The 21,164-nt window shown below is 63.8% G+C and carries 20 protein-coding genes and 1 tRNA gene; all 21 read left to right on the forward strand.

From position 1 onward, the window contains the following. The first annotated feature begins 6 nt into the window (after positions 1–6). The 21 genes from infC (at position 7) to LL964_RS09600 (ending at position 21,117) form a co-directional block, all read left to right on the forward strand. Positions 7–549, forward strand: coding sequence for a translation initiation factor IF-3 (gene infC / locus LL964_RS09500; protein WP_104587566.1), 543 nt, complete (start codon positions 7–9; stop codon positions 547–549). 242 nt (positions 550–791) lie between these two features. Beyond that, positions 792–989 (forward strand): 50S ribosomal protein L35, encoded by a 198-nt coding sequence (gene rpmI / locus LL964_RS09505; protein ID WP_002811096.1) that lies wholly within the window; start codon positions 792–794, stop codon positions 987–989. 10 nt (positions 990–999) lie between these two features. Continuing rightward, positions 1,000–1,359, forward strand: coding sequence for a 50S ribosomal protein L20 (gene rplT, locus LL964_RS09510; protein ID WP_003484828.1), 360 nt, complete (start codon positions 1,000–1,002; stop codon positions 1,357–1,359). Between the two features lie 370 nt (positions 1,360–1,729). Further along, positions 1,730–2,725 carry a phenylalanine--tRNA ligase subunit alpha gene (gene pheS / locus LL964_RS09515; protein WP_104587565.1) on the forward strand — a complete coding sequence of 332 codons (996 nt, stop codon included), beginning with the start codon at positions 1,730–1,732 and terminating at the stop codon, positions 2,723–2,725. Positions 2,726–2,840: 115 nt separating this feature from the next. Continuing rightward, complete coding sequence (pheT, locus tag LL964_RS09520) at positions 2,841–5,219, forward strand: phenylalanine--tRNA ligase subunit beta (RefSeq protein WP_104587564.1); 2,379 nt, start codon at positions 2,841–2,843, stop codon at positions 5,217–5,219. Positions 5,220–5,240: 21 nt separating this feature from the next. Continuing rightward, positions 5,241–5,540, forward strand: a complete 300-nt coding sequence (locus LL964_RS09525) for an integration host factor subunit alpha (RefSeq protein WP_002811076.1) — start codon at positions 5,241–5,243, stop codon at positions 5,538–5,540. Further along, the gene (locus LL964_RS09530; protein WP_005995911.1) at positions 5,521–5,877 is read left to right on the forward strand and encodes a MerR family transcriptional regulator; all 357 of its coding nucleotides are present in this window, start codon (positions 5,521–5,523) and stop codon (positions 5,875–5,877) included. The genes LL964_RS09525 and LL964_RS09530 overlap by 20 nt, the downstream gene beginning before the upstream one ends. Positions 5,878–5,938: 61 nt before the next feature. After that, positions 5,939–6,015 (forward strand) — tRNA-Pro (locus tag LL964_RS09535). 469 nt (positions 6,016–6,484) lie between these two features. Beyond that, positions 6,485–7,183 carry a polysaccharide biosynthesis/export family protein gene (locus LL964_RS09540; protein ID WP_167395333.1) on the forward strand — a complete coding sequence of 233 codons (699 nt, stop codon included), beginning with the start codon at positions 6,485–6,487 and terminating at the stop codon, positions 7,181–7,183. Continuing rightward, on the forward strand, positions 7,165–8,604 hold the full coding sequence (locus LL964_RS09545; RefSeq protein WP_146092373.1) for a GumC family protein: 1,440 nt from the start codon (positions 7,165–7,167) through the stop codon (positions 8,602–8,604). The genes LL964_RS09540 and LL964_RS09545 overlap by 19 nt, the downstream gene beginning before the upstream one ends. 242 nt (positions 8,605–8,846) lie before the next feature. After that, positions 8,847–10,301, forward strand: a complete 1,455-nt coding sequence (locus LL964_RS09550; RefSeq protein WP_104587563.1) for an undecaprenyl-phosphate glucose phosphotransferase — start codon at positions 8,847–8,849, stop codon at positions 10,299–10,301. A gap of 94 nt (positions 10,302–10,395) precedes the next feature. After that, positions 10,396–11,685, forward strand: coding sequence for a polysaccharide biosynthesis protein GumE (locus LL964_RS09555; protein WP_167395340.1), 1,290 nt, complete (start codon positions 10,396–10,398; stop codon positions 11,683–11,685). Continuing rightward, entirely contained in the window at positions 11,682–12,767 is a 1,086-nt protein-coding gene (locus LL964_RS09560) for an acyltransferase family protein (RefSeq protein ID WP_104587561.1), read from the forward strand. The genes LL964_RS09555 and LL964_RS09560 overlap by 4 nt, the downstream gene beginning before the upstream one ends. Before the next feature lie 179 nt (positions 12,768–12,946). After that, on the forward strand, positions 12,947–14,089 hold the full coding sequence (locus LL964_RS09565) for a glycosyltransferase family 4 protein (protein ID WP_104587560.1): 1,143 nt from the start codon (positions 12,947–12,949) through the stop codon (positions 14,087–14,089). Next, complete coding sequence (locus tag LL964_RS09570; RefSeq protein ID WP_104587559.1) at positions 14,086–15,135, forward strand: glycosyltransferase; 1,050 nt, start codon at positions 14,086–14,088, stop codon at positions 15,133–15,135. Before LL964_RS09565 ends, LL964_RS09570 begins: the two co-directional genes overlap by 4 nt. Further along, complete coding sequence (locus tag LL964_RS09575) at positions 15,132–16,634, forward strand: lipopolysaccharide biosynthesis protein (protein ID WP_104587558.1); 1,503 nt, start codon at positions 15,132–15,134, stop codon at positions 16,632–16,634. Before LL964_RS09570 ends, LL964_RS09575 begins: the two co-directional genes overlap by 4 nt. Positions 16,635–16,698: 64 nt before the next feature. Then, positions 16,699–17,898, forward strand: coding sequence for a GumK N-terminal domain-containing glycosyltransferase (locus tag LL964_RS09580; protein ID WP_104587557.1), 1,200 nt, complete (start codon positions 16,699–16,701; stop codon positions 17,896–17,898). 40 nt (positions 17,899–17,938) lie between these two features. Next, positions 17,939–18,733, forward strand: a complete 795-nt coding sequence (locus LL964_RS09585; protein WP_104587556.1) for a polysaccharide pyruvyl transferase family protein — start codon at positions 17,939–17,941, stop codon at positions 18,731–18,733. Positions 18,734–18,740: 7 nt separating this feature from the next. Next, positions 18,741–19,532 (forward strand): WecB/TagA/CpsF family glycosyltransferase, encoded by a 792-nt coding sequence (locus tag LL964_RS09590; protein WP_104587555.1) that lies wholly within the window; start codon positions 18,741–18,743, stop codon positions 19,530–19,532. A gap of 29 nt (positions 19,533–19,561) precedes the next feature. Further along, entirely contained in the window at positions 19,562–20,023 is a 462-nt protein-coding gene (locus LL964_RS09595; RefSeq protein WP_104587647.1) for a cupin domain-containing protein, read from the forward strand. Positions 20,024–20,103: 80 nt separating this feature from the next. Next, positions 20,104–21,117, forward strand: coding sequence for a TraB/GumN family protein (locus tag LL964_RS09600; RefSeq protein WP_104587554.1), 1,014 nt, complete (start codon positions 20,104–20,106; stop codon positions 21,115–21,117). Positions 21,118–21,164 lie beyond the last annotated feature (47 nt).

The raw sequence follows: 21,164 nt of genomic DNA on the forward strand, positions 1-21,164 counted from the left end.
ATTCCCCTGGGAGATTGCAATATCAGTACCCCTGACAACAAACAGAACCGCAAGAACCAAGAAATCCGTGTGCCGCGCGTCCGCGTGATCGGCAGCGACGGAGAGATGGTCGGCGTGTTGTCGCGCGACGAAGCGCTCGCCAAGGCCGAGGATGAAGGCCTGGATCTGGTCGAAATCCAGCCGCAGGCCGATCCGCCGGTCTGCAAGATCATGGATTTCGGCAAGTTCAAGTTCGAGCAGCAGAAGAAGGCCAACGAGGCCAAGAAGAAAACCAAGCAGGTCGAGATCAAGGAACTCAAGTTCCGGCCGGTCACCGACGAGGGCGACTACCAGATCAAGCTGCGCAACATGCGCCGCTTCCTGGAAGAGGGTGACAAGGTCAAGGTCAACATTCGCTTCCGTGGTCGCGAAATGAGCCACCAGGAACTGGGGCGCGAGATGGCTGCCCGGATCGAGGCCGACCTGGGCGACGAGATCATCATCGAGTCCCGCCCGCGCCTGGAAGGGCGGCAGATGGTCATGATGATCGCGCCCAAGAAGAAGGTCTGAAGCGCTGCACCGTGGCGGCCCCGACCGGGCTGGCCACGGTGACAATGACGCCGATTTGCAAGAATTCCCGGTAACGGGTAGACTGCGCGGCCCGGTTTTGCCGGGGCGCCGCGTGAGCGGTACCAGGACCTGTCCGGATCGTGTTCGATCAAGGACTTACAAGCAGGCAAGGGCAAGGATGGAAAGCGTGGTCGCAAGACTGCCGCCCGTGTCAGTGACAAAACACCATCAAGGACATAGCAATGCCCAAGATCAAGACCAACCGGGCGGCGGCCAAGCGTTTCCGCAAGACCGCCTCCGGCAAGTACAAGTGCGGCCACGCCAACCGTAGCCACATCCTCACGAAGAAAGCGACCAAGCGTAAGCGCAACCTGCGGCAGACGAACCACGTTCGTGCCGAGGACGCTGGCCGTCTCGATCGTATGCTTCCCTACCTCTGAGGACTGACCCATGGCACGAGTAAAGCGTGGCGTACAGGCGCGTCGCCGCCACAAGAAAATTCTGACCCTGGCAAAGGGCTACTACAACGCACGCCGCAAGGTCTTCCGCGTTGCCAAGCAGGCGGTCATCAAGGCGCAGCAGTACGCCTACATCGGCCGTAAGCAGAAGAAGCGTAATTTCCGTTCGCTGTGGATCACTCGCATCAATGCGGCTGCCCGCATCAACGGCCTGAGCTACAGCCGTTTCATGAATGGCCTGCTCAAGGCGGGTATCACCCTGGACCGCAAGGTGCTGGCCGATATCGCCGTGCACGACGCCGCCGGCTTTGCCGCGCTGGCCGAGAAGGCGAAGGGCGCGCTGGCGGCGTAAATGCAGGTCCCTCTGCAAGAGCCCGCACATCCATGTGCGGACTTCTTAACGAGATAGTCCCTCGCAGTAGCCCGCACGCCTTGTGTGCGAGTCCCTCGCAAGAGCCCGCACGCCGTATGTGCGAGTCCCTCGCAGGAGCCCGCACATCCATGTGCGGACTTTTGACAGAAGCGAGTCATCGTCAGTAGTCACACCTCGGTGCGGATGCTTTCGATGCGTGAAACGCAGAGATGCAGGGGGAAGGGCGCGAGTCCTTCCCCTTTTGCGTTTTTGCGAAGCCACCAGATGGGTGATGGCAGGTAGGTGCAGTGACAATGCGTTCCGGTGCATCCGGAAACACCGTTCGGCTAGCAGTTGAGGCGCAAGTGCAATGAGTGAAATTCAATCCCTGACCGAGCGCGCGCTGGCCGATGTCGCTGCCGCGCAGACGCCTGAGCAACTGGAAGCATTGCGGGTGGCCTTGCTGGGCAAGAGCGGCAGTGTTACCGCCCAACTCAAGCAGCTCGGCACGCTGCCGGCCGAGCAACGCAAGGCTGCCGGCGAGGCCATCAACCAGACCCGCGACGCGCTGACCGCAGCGTTGGCGCAGCGCAAGAACACGCTGGAAACCGCTGCATTGGACGCGCGCCTTGCCGGCGAGCGTATCGACGTCACCTTGCCGGGGCGTCGCAGCGAACGTGGCGGCCTGCACCCGGTCACGCGTACGCTCGAGCGCATCGTCGAAATCTTCGCGCGGCTGGGCTATGAGTTGTCCGATGGCCCGGAGATCGAAGACGACTGGCATAACTTCGAAGCGCTCAATTTTCCGCCGCACCATCCGGCGCGCGCGATGCACGACACCTTCTACTTTGGCGACGGCCGCCTGCTGCGCACGCATACCTCCGGCGTACAGGTGCGTTACATGGACGCACACAAACCGCCGTTGCGCATGATCGCCGCCGGCAAGGTGTATCGCTCCGATTCGGACCAGACCCACTCGCCGATGTTCCATCAGGTCGAAGGCCTGCTGGTGGATGAGCACTCCACCTTCGCCGACCTCAAGGGCACCTTGTCCGAGTTCGTGCGGGCGTTCTTCGAGCGCGATTTTGAGATGCGCTTCCGTCCCAGCTATTTCCCGTTCGTGGAGCCGGGCGCGGAAGTGGATATCGCCTGGCAACAGCCCGACGGCAGTACGCGCTGGCTGGAAGTGCTGGGCTGCGGCATGGTGCACCCGAACGTGCTGCGCAGCGTCGGCATCGACCCGGAGCGCTACACCGGCTTCGCCTTCGGTCTGGGCGTGGAGCGCTTCGCGATGCTGCGTTACGGGGTCAACGACCTGCGCGCGTTCTTCGAAAACGATGTGCGCTTTCTCAGGCAATTCGCCTGACGGCGGGGATTGGCGATTCGGGATTGGGGATTCGCAACGGCGCCCCGGTCCGCCCCAGACTCCCTCGACACGTTTCAGCTAATCCTCAATCCCGAATCCCCAATCCCGGCCCCTCATGAAATTCTCTGAAAATTGGCTGCGTAGCCACGTCCCGATCCAGGCCAGCCGTGAGGAGTTGGCTGCGACGCTGACCGCGATCGGTCTGGAGGTGGAAGAGGTCACACCCTTGGGTCAGGCGCTGGGCCAGGTAGTGGTGGCGCGGATCGTCGAAGCGGTGCGGCATCCCGAGGCCGATCGGCTGCAGGTCTGCAGTGTGGACGCAGGGCAGGGCGAGTTGCTGCAGATCGTGTGCGGCGCTCCCAACGCGCGCGCCGGTCTGGTAGCGCCGTTGGCGCTGGTCGGTGCGCAGATCGGCGAGCTCACCATCACCGCAGCCAAGCTGCGCGGTGTGGCATCCAACGGCATGCTGTGTTCGGCCAAAGAACTGGGCCTGGACAGCGATGCCTCCGGCCTGTTCGAGCTGCCTGACGACGCGCCGGTAGGGCAGGCGCTGGCCGAGTACCTCGGTCTGCCGGATGCCAGCATCGAGATCAAGCTCACTCCCAATCGCGCCGATTGCTTCAGCGTGCGCGGTATCGCCTTCGACGTGGCTGCTGCCTGCGCCAGCGAAGTGGTGGCGTTCGACGCCGCCGCGGTGGCGCCGGTGTCCACGCGGACGCTGGCGGTGGAGCTGGAGGCCGGCAAGGAAGCGCCACGCTACTGCGGGCGCGTGATCGAAGGCCTCGATCCGGCTGCGACCACGCCGCTGTGGCTGGCCGAGCGTCTGCGTCGCAGCGGCGTGCGCCCGGTGTCGTTGCTGGTGGACATCACCCAGTACGTGATGCTGGAGCTGGGGCAGCCGATGCATGCCTTCGATCTGGACACCTTGCAGGGCCCGATCGGCGTGCGCCGCTCGCGTGCCGGCGAGCAGCTGGCGTTGCTGGACGGGCGGCAAGTGACCCTGGACGACAGCTTCCTGACCATCACCGACGCCGGTCGCCCGGTGGCGCTGGCCGGGTTGATGGGCGGGCTGGACACGCGGGTCACCGAGACCACCCGCAACGTATTCCTGGAGTCGGCATACTTCGACCCGGCCGCGATCATGGGTCGCGGCCGCAAGCTCGGCCTGCACACCGATGCCGGCCATCGCTTCGAGCGTGGCGTGGACCCGGCGCTGGCGCCGCAGGCGATCGAAGTGGCTACCCGTCTGGTGCTGGAGCTGGCCGGCGGCACGCCGGGCCCGGTGGTGCATGCGCAACTCCCCGAGCATCTGCCCCAGGCCGCGCCGATCCTGCTGCGTCGTGCGCGCATCGCGCGCGTGCTCGGCATCCACATCGACGATGCGGATGTCGTGCGCATCCTGAGCGCGCTGGGCATGCAGCTCGCACCGGTGACCGAGGGCTGGCAGGTGATGGCGCCGAGCCGTCGCTTCGACATTGCCATCGAGGAAGACCTGATCGAGGAGCTGGCACGCATCCACGGGTACGACAGGGTGCCGACCACCTTGCCCGGCGGTGCCAGCCGGATCGCAATGCCCAGCGAGACACAGCTGGATGAGTTGAGCGTGCGCCGCCAGCTGGTGGCACGCGAACTGCAGGAAACCATCAACTATGCCTTCGTCGATGCCGCCCTACTGCAGCGCTGGCAATTGAGCGAGGGGCTGGTACCGCTGGCCAATCCGCTCAGCGCGGAACTCGCCATCATGCGTCCGCGGTTGCTGCCGGGCCTGGTGGCGACCCTGGGCCGCAATGCGGCGCGCCAGGCCGGGCGTGTGCGCCTATTCGAGCTGGGCAAGGTGTTCGCTGCGGGAGGCGATACCGGTGCGGCGCCGCGCGAGGCGCAGCATGTTGCCGCAGCCGTGTGCGGCGATGCCCTGGCACTGCAATGGGGCGAAACCGCGCGCAAGGTGGACTTCCACGATGTGAAGGGAGATCTGATGGCGCTGGCTGCGGCCAGTGGCGCGGTGCTGGAGTTCCGGCCGTCGACGCAGCCGTTCGGGCACCCGGGGCGTTCGGCCGACATCTACCGCGATGGCGCCTGCATTGGCTGGATCGGGCAGGTGCATCCGCGCCTGTGCAGGGCGATGGAGATCGACGTGGACGTGGTCGCTTTCGAACTGGAACTGGCGCCGCTGGTGCAGCGCGCCCTGCCGAGGGCTGGCGAATTGTCGCGGTTCCCGTCGGTACGCCGCGACCTCGCGTTCCTGGTACCGGAGCAGGTGAGTTGGGCGGCGCTGTCGGCCAGCGTGCAGGCCGCAGTAGGGCCCTTGCTGCGCGAGGTGCAGTTGTTTGACCGCTACGTCGGCCAGGGGGTCGAGCCAGGTTTCAAGAGTCTGGCTATGGGCTTGATTTTGCAGGATAACTCGCGCACTCTCACCGACCGGGATGTGGATGCGGTGGTCGCCGACGCGGTGGCTGTGGTGGAGCGCGAACACGGCGCCCGGATCCGGAGTTGAGGCGGTAACCAGGGGATTGGCATGGCATTGACGAAAGCGGAGATGGCCGAGCGTCTGTTCGACGAGGTCGGTCTGAACAAGCGCGAGGCAAAGGAATTTGTCGATGCGTTCTTCGACGTGCTGCGCGATGCGCTGGAGCAGGGCCGCCAGGTGAAGTTGTCGGGTTTCGGCAACTTCGACCTGCGGCGCAAGAATCAACGGCCCGGTCGCAATCCCAAGACCGGTGAGGAAATTCCGATCTCGGCCCGCACGGTGGTGACCTTCCGCCCGGGCCAGAAACTCAAGGAACGGGTGGAGGCTTATGCTGGATCCGGGCAGTAATCGCGAGCTACCGCCGATACCGGCCAAGCGCTACTTCACCATCGGTGAGGTGAGCGAGTTGTGCGACGTCAAGCCGCATGTGTTGCGCTACTGGGAAACGGAATTTCCGAGCCTGGAGCCGGTCAAGCGGCGTGGCAATCGACGCTATTACCAGCGCCACGACGTACTGATGGTGCGCCAGATCCGCGGCCTGCTCTACGAGCAGGGCTATACCATCGGCGGTGCACGCCTGCGCCTGGAGGGTGACGGGGCAAAAAGCGAATCGGCGCTGAGCAACCAGATCATCAAGCAGGTGCGCATGGAGCTGGAAGAAGTGCTGCAGTTGCTGCGCCGCTAGGAAAACGTTTCACAAAGCCGCTATAATCGCAGGCCGCCCTCGCGGCGGGATGCAGCATCTTCGGGGTATAGCGCAGCCTGGTAGCGCACTAGTCTGGGGGACTAGTGGTCGTCGGTTCGAATCCGGCTACCCCGACCAAACAACGAGCCCATGTCGTCATGACATGGGCTTTTTTGTTGCGTCGCAACATCCCTGCGTGCACGTCTTCACGCAGCCATGGATATGCTGATCGGCGTATCACGTGCAACGTGTGAAATTAGCGCTAGCGCTTGCTCCATGCGGTCCTGTCCGCTTTGGGCGTGCATCACATAACTGCGCTAAGTGACCGAAATCGCTTCAAAACATTGCACACGGATCTGGACGTGTATCACGTTTCGTTAACGCGCTATCGACGAACTTGAATCAATAGGCCAACGCCGTCAAAAAAATGGCGTGTTGCGCCTTGCGATGCGTGGGTTCTGTGCCATAGTGCAGTGCAACACGTCATCTCTGTCGTGACTCCGACATGTTCGGAGTGATCCTCTGTCGTACGTTCGTGCTGGCGCGTTGGCCGGTTGAATGCTGCGCGAGCTCCTGTCCAACCCAACCGAGGCAGCCAGCCACACGCATGAAAAAACTGATCGGACGATTCTGCCAAGTCCTGAGCCTGGTGCTGATCTGCTCGATGACACTGGGCGCCTGCAGCACTGGAAAAGACATGGCGACCTCGTTGCCGCTCCCGGATCCGCTGGCCATGTCTGCCGTGCAACCCGAGTATCGGCTCTCGCCAGGCGACCTGCTGCTGGTCAAGGTGTTCCAGATCGACGACCTGGAACGGCAGGTGCGCATCGATCAGAACGGTCACATCTCGCTGCCGCTGATCGGCGACGTCAATGCGGCTGGCCTGGGTGTCGGTGAGCTGGAAAAGATGGTCGCCGACAGGTATCGCAACGGCTATCTGCAGAACCCGCAAGTGTCGGTGTTCGTGCAGGAATCCAATGGCCGCCGCGTCACCGTGACCGGCGCAGTCACCGAGCCCGGGATCTACCCGGTCATCGGCGCGAATCTGACCCTGCAGCAGGCCGTCGCGCAGGCCAAGGGCGTCAGCACCGTGGCGAGCCGCGGCAACGTCATCGTGTTCCGCATGGTCAAGGGCCAGAAGATGATCGCGCGCTTCGATCTGACCGAGATCGAGAAGGGGACCAACCCCGACCCTGAGATCTACGGCGGCGACATCATCGTGGTGTATCGCTCGGATGCGCGCGTCTGGCTGCGCACCATGCTGGAACTGACCCCCTTGGTGATGGTGTGGCGCGCTTACCGATGAGTATGAATTCCGACAATCGTTCCTCGCCGTCGCAGCGCCATGGACAGCTCGAGCTGGCAGACGTGAGCCTGATGGACTACTGGCGTGCCCTGGTATCCCAGCGCTGGCTGATCGTCTCGATCACCGTGGCTGCAGTGGTGCTGGCGCTGGGCATTACCTTGCTGATGCCGGAGAAGTATCGCGCCACGAGCACGCTGCAGATCGAGCGCGATGCGCTCAATGTGGTCAACGTCGAAAACCTGATGCCGGTGGAGTCGCCGCAGGATCGCGACTTCTATCAGACCCAATACCAGTTGCTGCAGAGCCGCTCGCTTGCACGCGCGGTGATTCGTGAGGCCAGGCTCGATCAGGAGCCGGCGTTCAAGCAGCAGGTCGAGGACGCGCTGGCCAAGGCGGCCGCAAAGAACCCGGAGGCCGGCAAGTCGGTGGACTCGCGTCAGGCGATCATCGAGCGCAGCCTGACCGATACGCTGTTGGCCGGGCTGGTGGTGGAGCCGATCCTCAATTCGCGTCTGGTCTACGTCAACTACGATTCGCCCGATCCGGTACTGGCAGCCAAGATTGCCAACACCTATCCGAAGGTGTTCATCGTCAGCACGCAGCAGCGCCGCATGAAGGCGTCCTCCTTCGCCACCAAATTCCTGGCTGAACGCCTCGAACAACTGCGCGCCAAGGTGGAGGATTCGGAGAAGCAATTGGTGGCCTATTCCACCGAGGAGCAGATCGTTTCGGTGGGCGACGACAAGCCCTCGCTGCCGGCACAGAACCTGACCGACCTCAATGCGCTGCTGGCATCGGCGCAGGATGCGCGCATCAAGGCCGAAGCGGCATGGCGCCAGGCATCCAGCGGCGATGCGATGTCGCTGCCGCAGGTGCTCAGCAGCCCGCTGATCCAGACCTTGCGCGGCGAGCAGGTTCGTCTGACCAGCGAGTACCAGCAGAAGCTGTCGACCTTCAAGCCGGATTATCCGGAAATGCAGCGACTGAAGGCGCAGATCGAGGAGTCGCGGCGGCAGATCAATGGCGAGATCGTCAACGTGCGCCAGTCGCTCAAGGCCACCTATGACGCCTCCGTGCACCAGGAGCAACTGCTCAACGATCGAATTGCCGGCTTGCGCAACAACGAGCTCGACCTGCAGAGCCGCAGCATCCGCTACAACATGCTCAAGCGTGACGTCGATACCAACCGGCAGCTCTACGACGCACTCCTGCAGCGCTACAAGGAAATCGGCGTGGCCAGCAACGTTGGCGCCAACAACGTGACCATCGTCGACACCGCAGATGTGCCTACGTCGAAGACTTCACCAAAATTGAAACTGAACCTCGCCTTGGGCTTCATCTTTGGCGTATTCCTGGGGCTGGCGGTGGCGTTGGTGCGTTACTTCCTGCGCGGTACCGGACAGGAACCGCGAGTGAACTGACATCGTGGTGTTGCAAAACGGTGGTTAATTGAAGTGACAACCGATTCAGCGTGGCAAAGAAGGGATCCAGTATGTTGCGGACTCTTCCAATGGAAAGTTTGTCTCTGTTGAAACAAAGGGCTGTCGGGCGATCTGGGGTCGGTAGGTATTACCGCGTGATCGCCCGGCGGAGATGATTGAAAGCTCGCGTGCGCTTCGTATGTTCCCCCGCATGCACCGTATCGAGTTTGGAGGACATCCCCATGCTTTTGGCAGACCTCAGTAGCGCGACCTACACGACTTCCTCGCCGCGATTGTTGTCCAAGTACTCGGCTGCAGCCGATCTGGTACTGCGCGTCTTCGACCTGACCATGGTGGTCGTCTCGGGACTGATCGCCTACCGCATCGTGTTCGGTACCTGGGTGCCGGCCGCTCCGTATCGTGTCGCCATCGCCACCACGCTGTTGTATTCGGTGATCTGCTTCGCGCTGTTTCCGTTGTATCGCAGCTGGCGCGGACGTGGGCTGCTGCGCGAGCTGATGGTGCTTGGCGGCGCGTTCGGCGGTGTGTTCGCGCTATTCGCGGTGCATGCGCTGATCGTGCAGGTAGGTGAGCAGGTGTCGCGTGGCTGGATCGGGCTGTGGTTCGTCGGTGGTTTGGCATCGCTGGTGGCTGCGCGGACCTTGCTGCGTGGCTTTCTGAATCACCTGCGTGCGCAGGGCGTGGATGTGCAGCGGGTGGTGGTGGTCGGATTGCGTCACCCGGTGATGAAGATCAACCATTATCTGAGCCGCAATTCCTGGGTCGGCATGAATCTGGTGGGCTATTTCCGTACCCCCTACGACATCGCCGTGACCGAGCAGCGCCAGTCGCTGCCCTGCCTGGGCGAGCCGGATGCCTTGATCGATTACCTGAAGCAGAACCAGGTCGAGCAGGTCTGGATCTCGCTGCCGCTGGGCGAGCGCGACCACATCAAGCAGTTGCTGCAGCGGCTGGATCGCTATCCGATCAACGTGAAGCTGGTGCCCGATCTGTTCGACTTCGGTCTGTTGAACCAGTCCGGCGAGCAGATCGGCAATACCCCGGTGATCAACCTGCGCCAGGGCGGTGTGGACCGCGACAACTACTTCGTGGTCGCCAAGGCCTTGCAGGACAAGATCCTTGCGGTGATCGCACTGATGGGCCTGTGGCCGCTGATGGCGGCGATTGCGGTTGGCGTGAAGCTGAGTTCGCCGGGGCCGGTGTTCTTCCGCCAGCGTCGCCATGGCCTGGGCGGCCGCGAATTTCATATGTACAAGTTCCGTTCCATGCGCGTGCACGACGATCATGGCCCGACCATCCAGCAGGCTACCCGCAACGACAGCCGCATCACCCGCTTCGGTGCCTTCCTGCGGCGTAGCAGCCTGGACGAGCTGCCGCAGATCTTCAATGTGCTGGGTGGCAGCATGTCCATCGTGGGTCCGCGCCCGCATGCGGCGCAACACAACACCCATTACGAAAAGCTGATCAATCACTACATGCAGCGCCATTACGTCAAGCCGGGTATCACCGGGTGGGCGCAGGTGAACGGTTTCCGCGGCGAGACTCCGGAGCTGCGGACGATGAAGAAGCGTATCCAGTACGACCTGGACTACATCCGTCGCTGGTCGTTGTGGCTGGATATCCGCATCATCGTGCTGACTGCCGTGCGCGTGCTCGGACAGAAGACAGCGTACTGATGAGGGCCGGACGCATGCGAACTGGCGCGTCCGGCGTCTGCGGCGGCTGCGTGACAGCCGCCGCATTTCCGCAGGCGGCCGCATGTTGATCCGGATGGACGAGCAGACGCGTGTGCGCTGGCACAACGCGTTGATCGAGCTGACGTTGCTGGTGGGCGTGGGCTACAACCTGGTATTGGCACTGATCAACGCCAATGTGTTCACCGTCAGACCGGTGATCACCTATGCGGTCGAATTCCTCGTCTACGGCGCCTGCTTCCTGCTCGGTCTGGGCTCGCTCAGCCGCAAGCGTCTGGCGCTGATCATCAGCGGGCTGGGACTGGTGGTATTGCTGATGTTCGTCCGGTTCCTGGTGAACTGGCAGATCGATCCGAAATTCTTCCGCGACGCACTGGTGGTGTTCGCGTTCGTGGTGCTCGGGTCTGCCTACACCGGTTCGCTGCCCAAGTTGTTCATCCGCATGACCATCATCGTGTCGCTGGTCGCCGCGTTCGAGCTGGCGATGCCCATCGCATACGGCGACCTGGTCAATCCGAAGAGCTTCTTCGTCAATGCGCGTGGCATGGCCGCAGAGGGATTCTGGAACGAGGACAGCAATCTGTTCGTCAGCGCGACACGCCCTGGTGAGCGGAACTTCCTGCCGGGTTCCAATCTTCCGCGCGCCTCCTCGATGTTCATCGAGCCGGTGACCATGGGCAACTACATCTGTTTCTTCACTGCCATCGTGCTGGTGTTCTGGCGTTGGATGCGTCCGGCGGCGCTGCTCCTGTCGGTTGGCTTGATCGGCTTCATGATTGTCGCTTCAGACGGGCGACTGGCCGCCGGTACATGCGTGTTGATGGTGCTGCTGGCGCCACTGTTGAAACGTCTGGACCAGCGATTGGCGTTCCTGCTGTTCTTGCTGGTGATCATGAGCGCGTGGTTGCTGGTCTGGGTCACCGGCATCACGGCATACCAGGACACCACCATGGGACGGGTGTTCTTCACCGTCAATTCGATGAACAATCTGTCGTTCAATTCGTGGTTGGGGCTGGACTTCGCGCAGGCGTATCGCTACTTCGATAGCGGGATTTCGTACTTCATCGCATCGCAATCCATCATTGGGGTGCTGGCCTTCCTGTTGTCGTATTCGTTCCTGCTGCTGATGCCGAGCAAGGAAGGGCAGCAGTTCAAGAACCTGGCCATCTTCGCGTTTTCGCTGAGTCTGTTGGTTTCCAACGGCTACTTCTCGATCAAGACTTCGGCACTGTGGTGGTTCGTATGCGGTTGTCTATGGCATCTGCGCCCGACCTGGTCCGCTGCGACCGTCGCCTCTGTGCCGAGCGGGGACGATGCGAATCACGCGCACGCCGGGACACCGATGCCCGCCGGAGCGGTGCGATGAGCAGCGTCGCCTCCGCTGCGGGCGGTACACGCCCAGCCGAGCTGCAGGCGACCGGCGGCGGGCGTGCACGTGATCCGCGCATCGATGCCGCCAAGGCGATTGCGATCCTGTTGGTGGTGTTCTGCCATGCCAAGGGCGTGCCGCACGGCATGACCTTGTTCGCCTACAGTTTCCATGTGCCGCTGTTCTTCCTGGTGTCAGGGTGGTTGGCGGCCGGTTATGCTTCGCGCACGACCAATCTGGCGCAGACCATCGCAAAGCAGGCGCGCAGCCTGTTGCTTCCCTACGCGACGTTTTATCTGTTGGGTTATGCGTACTGGCTGTTGACCCGGAACATCGGCGAGAAAGCCGCGCGTTGGGGCAGCCATCCGTGGTGGGAGCCGATCGTATCGCTGTTCACCGGCATCGGCCCGGACCTGTACGTGCAGCCGCCGCTGTGGTTCCTGCCGGTGATGCTGGTGACGGCGATCGCCTACCTGCTGTTGCGCCGCCTGTTGCCGCCGGTGGCGATCGCGCTGCTGGCGCTGCCGCTGGCATGGGGATGGATGCACTGGTTCCCGGGCCAGGGCATGCGGCTTTTCTTCGGCCTGGATGTACTACCGGTGTCGCTGTGCTTCTATGCGCTGGGCGCCTTGCTGGTCCACGTATCGCCGCATCTGCCCAGGACACTGCCGGCAAGCGCGCTGGTGACGGTGCTGCTGGCCTCGGTGCTTGTGTGGCTGTCGCAGCGCAACGGCCGCATCGACGTCAATATGCTGCAGTTCGGGCACGCACATGGGCTGTTCCTGCTCAGCGCGGTGCTGGGCTCGTTGATGGTGATCTGCGCGGCGCGGTTGGTGCAGAGTTGGTCCTGGATCCAGTGGATCGGCCGCAATACGCTGCTGATCCTGTGCACGCACATGCTGGTGTTCTTCGTACTGTCGGGCGTGGCCGCGCTGGCAGGCGGGTTTGGCGGGGCGCGTCCCGGCCTGGGTTGGGCGGTGTTCGTCACCCTGTTCGCGCTGGCCGCGTGCGTGCCCATGCGCTGGATACTGATGCGTTTCGCGCCGTGGACCTTGGGTGCGCGTGCGGTGGCGGCATGACTGGCGCTGCAGCATGAGGGCCGCGCCGTTGAGCGCGGTGGCGATCGCTGCCGCGGCGCCGATGCGTGCAGTGCTGGTGCGGGTGGTGCCCTGGATGTTGGGGTTGAAGGGTCGATGACGGGTTCCGGGATCATCAGCTGCGGTGGCGCGTGCGCCGCTGGCACAGGAGAGTGGTGTCAATGAAAGTGGTGCATGTCGTCCGCCAATTCCATCCTTCGATCGGAGGTATGGAGGAGGTCGTCCTCAACGTGGCTCGGCAGCATCGGGCCATCAGTGCCGATGCGGTGGAAATCGTCACCCTGGATCGGGTCTTCACCGATCCAGGGGCACGGCTCGCGTCGCAGGACGTCCACCAGGGCCTGCCGATTCGGCGGATCGGCTACCGTGGTTCGTCGCGGTATCCACTGGCGCCTTCGGTGTTGAGCGCCATCGGTTCCGCCGATCTGGTGCACCTGCACGGCATCGACTTCTTCTACGACTACCTCGCACTGACCAAGCCGCTGCACGGCAAGCCGATGGTGGTCTCCACCCATGGCGGGTTCTTCCATACCGCCTACGCATCGCGCCTGAAGCAGCTCTGGTTCCAGACCCTGACCCGTGCCTCGGCTCTCGCGTACGCGCGGGTGATTGCGACCAGCGAGAACGATGGCGATCTGTTCGCCAAGGTCGTGGCGCCGTCCCGTCTGCGGGTGATCGAGAACGGCGTGGACGTGGAGAAATATGCCGGGCAGGGCGCGTCGGCTCCCGGGCGGACCATGCTGTATTTCGGTCGCTGGTCGGTGAACAAGGGACTGATCGAAACCCTGGAGCTGTTGCAGGCCGCGCTTGCACGCGACTCGCAGTGGCGCCTGATCGTTGCCGGCCGCGAATACGATCTGAACGAGACGGATCTGCGCAAGGCGATTGCCGAGCGCGGTCTGCAGGACAAGGTGCAATTGAGCATGTCGCCGTCGCAGGAGCAGTTGCGTGCGCTGATGCAGCAGGCACAGTTCTTCGTTTGCCTGTCGCGGCACGAGGGCTTCGGTATCGCTGCGGTCGAGGCGATGAGCGCTGGCCTGATTCCGATCCTGAGCGACATTCCACCGTTCGTGCGCCTGGCCACGGAATCGGGGCAGGGTGTGGTGGTCAATCGCGAGCGGATCGAGGCGGCCGCCGATCAAGTGCAGGCGCTGGCGCTGGCAGCGGACATCGACTTCGCCACGCGCCGCGCTGCCTCGATGGCGTATGTGAGCCGGTACGACTGGAAACACGTGGTGGGGCGCTACGTGGAGGAGTATCACGCTGCGCTGGGCACGCCGCGTCCGCAGGAGACGCGGCGATGAGCGAGCCTGCATCGACGGCGAAGAGGGCAGTGGCGCAGGCGCCGCATCTCACCGTGCTGTTCTCCACCGAGAAGCCCAACGCCAATACCAATCCTTACCTGACCCAGCTCTACGCGGCGCTGCCGGATGCGGTGCAGCTGCGCTTCTTCTCGATGCGCGATGCCTTGCTGTCGCGCTATGACGTGCTGCATCTGCATTGGCCGGAGTATCTGCTGCGGCATCCCAGTGCGGCAGGCACCCTGGCCAAGCAGGTCTGTGCGGCCCTGTTGCTGCTCAAGTTGCAGCTCACCGGTACGCCGATCGTACGCACCTTGCACAATCTGGCGCCGCACGAGGATCGCGGTTGGCGCGAACGCGCCTTGCTGGGCTGGATCGATCGGCTGACCCGGCGCTGGATCCGCATCAATGCGACCACGCCGCCGCGACCGCCGTTTACCGACACCATTCTGCATGGCCATTACCGCGACTGGTTCGCCACGATGGCGCAGGGCACCACCGTGCCCGGGCGGTTGCTGCATTTCGGTCTGATTCGCCCGTACAAGGGGGTGGAGACGCTGCTGGAGGTGATGCGCCAGGTGGACGATCCGCGGTTGAGTCTGCGCATCGTGGGCAACCCCGCCACACCGCACATGCGCAGCCTGGTCGAACAGGCCTGCGTGCAGGATCGGCGCATCGGTGCATTGCTCGCTTATGTGGAAGAGCCGGTGCTGGCGCACGAAGTGAGCGAGGCCGAGCTGGTGGTGTTGCCGTATCGGCAGATGCACAACTCCGGAACCCTGTTGTTGGCGCTGTCGCTGGCGCGGCCGGTGTTGGCGCCATGGAGCGAGTCGAACGCCGCCATCGCCGAGGAAGTGGGGCCGGGCTGGGTGTTCCTGTACGAGGACGAATTCGACGCGAGCTTGCTGGGCGGCATCCTGGATCGGGTGCGTGCCGCGCCGCGTGGCGCTGCGCCGGATCTGTCGCAGCGCGATTGGCCGCGGATCGGGCAACTGCATTACTGCACCTATCTGGAAGCGCTGGGCAAGGATGGAGACGTTGCGCCGTGACCGCGGACACCCCCACGACGCCGCCTCCCGCGCCGCCGCAGCGGAGCCTGGGCTCGCGTGCCGCCGGAGGTGCGGCGGTGACGATGCTGGGCCAGTCGGTCAAGATGGTGGTGCAGTTCGGCGGCATCATCCTGTTGGCGCGCCTGTTGACGCCATACGACTATGGCTTGATGGCGATGGTCACGGCGATCGTCGGGGCTGCGGAGATCCTGCGCGATTTCGGCCTGTCCGCCGCAGCGGTGCAAGCCAAACAGGTCAGTCGTGCGCAGCGCGACAACCTGTTCTGGATCAACAGCGGCATCGGGCTGCTGCTGTCGGTCGGCGTCTTCGCGTCGGCGCAGCTGATCGCCAACTTCTACAAGGAGCCGGCGCTCGTCACGATCTCGCAGGCGCTGGCCGTGACGTTCCTGATCAACGGCATGACCACGCAGTACCGCGCGCACCTGAGTCGCGGGCTGCGCTTCGGACAGGTGGCCCTGAGCGACGTGGGTTCGCAGGTCCTGGGCCTGGCGGCCGCGGTGGCTGCCGCGTTGCTGGGGTGGGGATACTGGGCACTGGTGGTGCAGCAGGTGGTGCAGGCAGCGGTCAACCTGGTGATCGCTGCGGGCTGCGCGCGCTGGTTGCCGGGTCGCTATCAGCGTTCCGCGCCGATGCGCGACTTCATGAGCTTCGGATGGAACCTGATGGCCGCGCAGTTGTTGGGATATGCCAGCCGTAACGTCGGGCAGGTGATCATCGGTTGGCGTGCAGGACCGGATGCGCTGGGCCTGTACAACCGCGCGTTCCAACTGTTGATGATGCCCTTGAACCAGATCAATGCGCCGGCGACGAGCGTGGCCTTGCCGGTGCTGTCGCAGCTTCAGGACGATCGCGAGCGTTTCGGTGCGTTCCTGCTGCGCGGTCAGACGGTGATGGTGCACCTGATCTTCGCCATGTTTGCCTTCGCCTGTGCGTTGGCGATGCCGTTGATCGTGCTGGTATTGGGCGAGCAATGGCGCGAGGCGGTGCCGCTGTTCCAGGTGCTGACCCTGGGCGGGATCTTCCAGACCGCGTCGTACGCCACTTACTGGGTGTTTCTTGCCCGCGGCCTGATGCGGCAGCAGTTGCTGTTCTCGCTGGTCAGCCGCCTGGTATTGATCGGCTGCATCTTCCTCGGCTCGCGCTGGGGCGCGATGGGCGTGGCGGTGGGGTATTCGTTCGGGCTGCTGGTGACCTGGCCGCTGTCGCTGATCTGGGTGGGCCGGATCTCCGACACGCCGGTAGGCGCATTGTTCGTCAATGCGGTCCGCGCGATGGTGGCCTATGGCCTGGCTGGCACCTGCGCCTACTACGCCTCGATCTCCGTTGGCGGCCCGTTGTGGCAGCAGTTGTCCGTCGGCGCGGCGGTCATGGCCGCCGCGTGCCTGTTGGCATTGGGCATCTGGCCAGCGTTCCGCCGCGACGTGATCTCCATCCTCAACATTCGCAAACTGTTGTCCCAGGCCAAGGCACACCGATGAGATCGACATCGCCTTCGCCAGCAGTGATGCATGCTCCCTCTCACTCATTCATAGGACACGGCCCATGAGCGACACACCCGCCGCCGCTTCCGGCATTCGCCGGCCCTGCTATCTGGTCTTGTCCGCACACGATTACCGCACGCCGCGCCGCGCCAACATCCACTTCATCACCGATCAACTCGCATTGCGCGGTACGACGCGTTTTTTTTCGCTGCGTTACAGCAGACTGTCGCGCATGAAGGGGGATATGCGTCTACCGTTGGACGAGACAGCCAATCGCGTGGTGACGCACAAAGGCGTCGACTGCTATCTCTGGCGCACCACGGTGCATCCGTTCAATACACGGCGGAGCTGGCTGCGTGCGGCCGAGGACGCGATGTTTCGCTGGTATGCGGCGCATCCCCCGCGTCAGCTGCTGGATTGGATGCGCGAGGCCGACGTGATCGTGTTCGAGAGCGGCATTGCGGTGGCTTTCATCGCCTTGGCCAAGCGCGTCAACCCGTCGGCCAAGTTGGTGTATCGCGCTTCCGATGGCCTGAGTACGATCAATGTGGCGTCCTATATCGAACGCGAGTTCGACCGGATGGCGCCGACGCTGGATGTGATCGCGCTGGTGTCCCCGGCAATGGCCGAGGAGGTGGCGAGCCGCGACAACGTCTATCACGTCGGTCATGGGGTGGATCACAACCTGGATCAGCTGGGTGATCCATCGCCGTACGGCGATGGCATTCACGCCGTTGCGGTTGGTTCGATGTTGTTCGATCCGGAGTTCTTCGTGGTCGCCAGCAAGGCGTTTCCGCAGGTCACCTTCCACGTCATCGGCTCCGGCATGGGGCGCCATCCCGGCTACGGCGACAACGTGGTGGTGTATGGCGAAATGAAGCACGCCGAGACCATCGGTTACATCAAGCACGCCCGCTTCGGTATCGCGCCTTATGCCTCCGAACAGGTGCCGGCGTACCTGGCCGACAGCTCGATGAAGCTGTTGCAGTACGACTTCTTCGGATTACCTGCGGTGTGCCCGAATGCGGTGGTCGGGCCGTATCAGTCGCGCTTTGGCTATACCCCGGGCGATGCCGATTCGATCGTCGCTGCGCTGAGACAGGCATTGGAGGCGCCGCACGTGCGTTACCGCCAGTGCTTGAACTGGGCCGATACCACCGACCGCGTGCTGGACCCGGCCGCGTATCCGGAGACGCGTTTGTACCCGCAGCAGGCCGGATCGGCTACGCATGCTTCCACGGAGGCTGCGCTTTCGCACTGATGCGGCGCACCTTATCTTTCGTTTCAGGAGACCCTTTGTAATGGCCAACGCTTTGCTGCAGAAATGGGTAGAACATGCCGAGCGCCGTGCATTGTTCTGGTGGCAGCCGAAAAACGCGGGCGTGAATATGGGAGACCACCTGTCCAAGGTGATCGTGTCCTGCGTGTTGTCGCTGCAGGACAAGACGTTGCTCGAAAAGCGTGATCTGAGCAGGAAGCTGATCGCGATCGGCTCGGTGCTGCACTTCGCCAAGGATGGCGACACCGTGTGGGGCAGCGGGATCAACGGCAAGATCCCGGCCGAGCGCAATGCCTTCAGCACGCTCGATGTACGTGCGGTTCGCGGCCCCAAGACCCGGCAGTTCCTGTTGGAGCGCGGCATCGCGGTGCCGGAGGTCTATGGCGATCCCGGATTACTGACGCCGATGTTCTTCCCGGCCGAGGCGCTGGGCCAGGTGCAGAAGCGTTCGTTGGCCATCGTGCCGCATTTCAACGAGCCGGTCGAAAAGTACAGCGCGTATGCCGAGCATCTGGTGTTCCCCAACGTCAAGCCGGCGACCTTCATGAGCCAGTTGCTTGGCGCGGAACTGGTCGTCAGCAGTTCGCTGCACGGGTTGATCCTCGCCGAGGCCTATGGCATTCCGGCGGTGTACCTGGATTGGGGTAACGGCGAAGACCGCTTCAAGTACGACGACTACTACTACGGTACCGGGCGCACTCAGTGGCATTCCGGCAATAGCGTGGAAGAGTGTCTGCAGTTGGGCGGCAACGGCAGCTTCGACGTGCAGGCGTTGCAGGCCGGTTTGCTGGCGGCGTTCCCTTACGATCTTTGGTGATCCGACGATGCAGAGCCAGGGGATGGATGTGGAGACGACCACGGCGGCCGGGCAGGCGGCGCCAGCGGGCGTGGTGATACCGCTGGGCGGCTTTGCGGTGATGTCCACGACCCAGGAGGCGTTTGCGCTGGACCTGTTCCATGCCCTGGCCGCGCAGCAACCGCGTCGGGTGTTCTTCGCCAACACCAATTTCGTGGTGCAGTGCCAGGGGCTGCGCATGCGCATGCGCGAGCCCAGCGTGCGTATCGTCAACGACGGCATCGGCATGGATCTGGCGGCACGCCTGATCCATGGCCGCCGCTTTGCCGGCAATCTCAATGGCACCGACCTGATCCCGTATCTGTGCCGGCAGAGCGCGCACCCGCTCAAATTCTTTCTGTTGGGCGGCCGGCCCGGCGTCGGCAAGACCGCTGCGGCCAGCTTGACCGACACCCTGGGGCAGCAGGTGGTCGGCATCTGCGATGGGTATGGGGAGTTCGCCGCCGCTGGCGAGGGGCTTGCCGAGCGCATCAACCGCTCCGGCGCAGACGTCTTGCTGGTGGCGTTCGGCAATCCGCTGCAGGAACGCTGGATCCTCGACCATAGCCACGCGCTGCGTGTGCCGTTGGTGTTCGGGGTCGGGGCGTTGCTCGACTTCCTTTCCGGCACCGCCAAACGGGCGCCCGATTGGGTGCGCAGGCTGCATCTGGAATGGATGTACCGGTTGCTCAACGAGCCGCGCCGCCTGCTCAAGCGTTACAGCTGGGATCTGCTGGTGTTCTTCCGTACCTGCCTGCGCGCGGGCAAGCATCTGCCCTGATGCGCGCCGGCTGGCGCTACCATGCGCCGATGCATCCGACCGCCGCTGCCCTCATTCGTTCGCTCGAACTGTCGCCACATCCGGAAGGCGGGTATTTCCGTCGCGTGTACACCTCGGCCCGCCAGGTTGACGACCACGGTCGGCTGCGTCCGGCGCTGACCGCGATCCGCTTTCTGCTCGGTGCCGGCGAATGCAGTGCCTGGCACCGGGTGGACGCGGACGAAAGCTGGCACTGGCAGCAGGGCGATGCGCTGGAGTTGCTGGTCTACGATGAAATCTGTGGACAGCTGCAGCGTGTGATCCTGGATGCCGCCGAACGGGGCCAGCCGATGCACGTCGTGCCTGCAGGGCACTGGCAGGCGGCGCGCCCGCTGGGCGAGTTCACCCTGGTGGGGTGCACGGTGGCGCCGGGTTTCGTCTGGGAAGGTTTTGCGCTGCTCGATGCGGCGTCGCCGCTGGCAGCGCACCTGGCAACGCTGGTCCCGCGCTGAGAGTGTGCGACCGAACGCTTCCCTAACGCGACGATGCTGCGCTTCACGTAATGTCCGCTCAAACCAGGGGGCGATGCGCGATGCGACACAGGGCAGCGGTATGGGGGGCGGGCTTGATGCTGGCGTCGTTGCTGGCGAGCGCCAGCGAGACGCCGCCGCACGCGGGCGGGGCGATGCCGCCGGTGGTCGATCTGGAGGCGATGGTCGTCCGTGGCGAGCAGCCCGGACCCGGGCTATGGAAGGTGAGCAAGGGCGAGCATGTGCTGTGGATTCTCGGCACGGTGTCGCCATTGCCCAAGCGGTTGCAATGGCGGTCGACCGAGGTGGAAACCATCATTGGGCAGTCCCAGCAGGTATTGATGGCGCCAACCGTCCAGGTCGATGCGGATCTGGGCCTGTTCGGAAAGCTGGCCCTGTTGCCGTCGGCCATGAAGGCGATGAAGAACGAGGACGGCCGCGAACTGAGCGAGGTGTTGCCGGCCGACCTGTATGCGCGGTGGAGCGTGGCCAAGGCGCGTTACCTGGGCAGGGATCGCGGCGTGGAACGCAAGCGCCCGATGCTGGCGGCCGGCGAGTTGTACCAGGCAGCGATCAAACGTTCCGGCCTGGCCCGCGCGCCGGTGATCTGGTCGGTGGTGGAGCGCGCAGCCAAGCGTGCGGGCATCAAGCCCACGCCCACGGCGCTGGACTACAAGGTCAAGGATCCACGCCAGGCGCTCAAGGAATTCCGTGCCGGCGGCATGGACGACACCGCGTGTTTCCGCAGCATCCTGGTGACGGTGGAGCGCGACCTGCCCACCATGGTCGAGCGTGCCAACGCCTGGTCGGTCGGCGATATCGAGGCGCTGCGCCAGCTGCCGCGCGAAGATCCGCAGGCCGCGTGCATGAGTGCGATGGCCAGTTCCGGTGCGGCCAGAAAGCGCGGCATCGACGATCTGGAGCGGCGCATGCGCGAGCATTGGTTGAGCATCGCCACCACCGCGTTGCAACGCAATCGCAGCACCTTCGCGGTGCTGCCGATCAGTCGGCTGACCGCAACCGATGGCTATCTGGCCCGCCTGCAGGCGCTGGGCTATGCGGTGGAGGCGCCTTGATCGTCTGATCCGGCGCGTCGCCCAGGTTGCGGGAGCCGAGCCCGTGC

The sequence above is a fragment of the Xanthomonas melonis genome (genome assembly GCF_020783655.1).
GTDB classification, from domain to species: domain Bacteria; phylum Pseudomonadota; class Gammaproteobacteria; order Xanthomonadales; family Xanthomonadaceae; genus Xanthomonas; species Xanthomonas melonis.

Coding starts and splice junctions, on each gene's coding strand:
- rplT (WP_003484828.1), top strand. CDS start 1,000: ATGGCACGAGTAAAGCGTGGCGTACAGGCGCGTCGCCGCCACAAGAAA.
- LL964_RS09600 (WP_104587554.1), top strand. CDS start 20,104: ATGCGACACAGGGCAGCGGTATGGGGGGCGGGCTTGATGCTGGCGTCG.
- LL964_RS09540 (WP_167395333.1), top strand. CDS start 6,485: ATGAAAAAACTGATCGGACGATTCTGCCAAGTCCTGAGCCTGGTGCTG.
- LL964_RS09560 (WP_104587561.1), top strand. CDS start 11,682: ATGAGCAGCGTCGCCTCCGCTGCGGGCGGTACACGCCCAGCCGAGCTG.
- LL964_RS09595 (WP_104587647.1), top strand. CDS start 19,562: ATGCATCCGACCGCCGCTGCCCTCATTCGTTCGCTCGAACTGTCGCCA.
- LL964_RS09585 (WP_104587556.1), top strand. CDS start 17,939: ATGGCCAACGCTTTGCTGCAGAAATGGGTAGAACATGCCGAGCGCCGT.
- LL964_RS09580 (WP_104587557.1), top strand. CDS start 16,699: ATGAGCGACACACCCGCCGCCGCTTCCGGCATTCGCCGGCCCTGCTAT.
- LL964_RS09570 (WP_104587559.1), top strand. CDS start 14,086: ATGAGCGAGCCTGCATCGACGGCGAAGAGGGCAGTGGCGCAGGCGCCG.
- pheS (WP_104587565.1), top strand. CDS start 1,730: ATGAGTGAAATTCAATCCCTGACCGAGCGCGCGCTGGCCGATGTCGCT.
- pheT (WP_104587564.1), top strand. CDS start 2,841: ATGAAATTCTCTGAAAATTGGCTGCGTAGCCACGTCCCGATCCAGGCC.
- LL964_RS09555 (WP_167395340.1), top strand. CDS start 10,396: ATGGACGAGCAGACGCGTGTGCGCTGGCACAACGCGTTGATCGAGCTG.
- rpmI (WP_002811096.1), top strand. CDS start 792: ATGCCCAAGATCAAGACCAACCGGGCGGCGGCCAAGCGTTTCCGCAAG.
- LL964_RS09590 (WP_104587555.1), top strand. CDS start 18,741: ATGCAGAGCCAGGGGATGGATGTGGAGACGACCACGGCGGCCGGGCAG.
- LL964_RS09525 (WP_002811076.1), top strand. CDS start 5,241: ATGGCATTGACGAAAGCGGAGATGGCCGAGCGTCTGTTCGACGAGGTC.
- LL964_RS09565 (WP_104587560.1), top strand. CDS start 12,947: ATGAAAGTGGTGCATGTCGTCCGCCAATTCCATCCTTCGATCGGAGGT.
- LL964_RS09530 (WP_005995911.1), top strand. CDS start 5,521: ATGCTGGATCCGGGCAGTAATCGCGAGCTACCGCCGATACCGGCCAAG.
- LL964_RS09550 (WP_104587563.1), top strand. CDS start 8,847: ATGCTTTTGGCAGACCTCAGTAGCGCGACCTACACGACTTCCTCGCCG.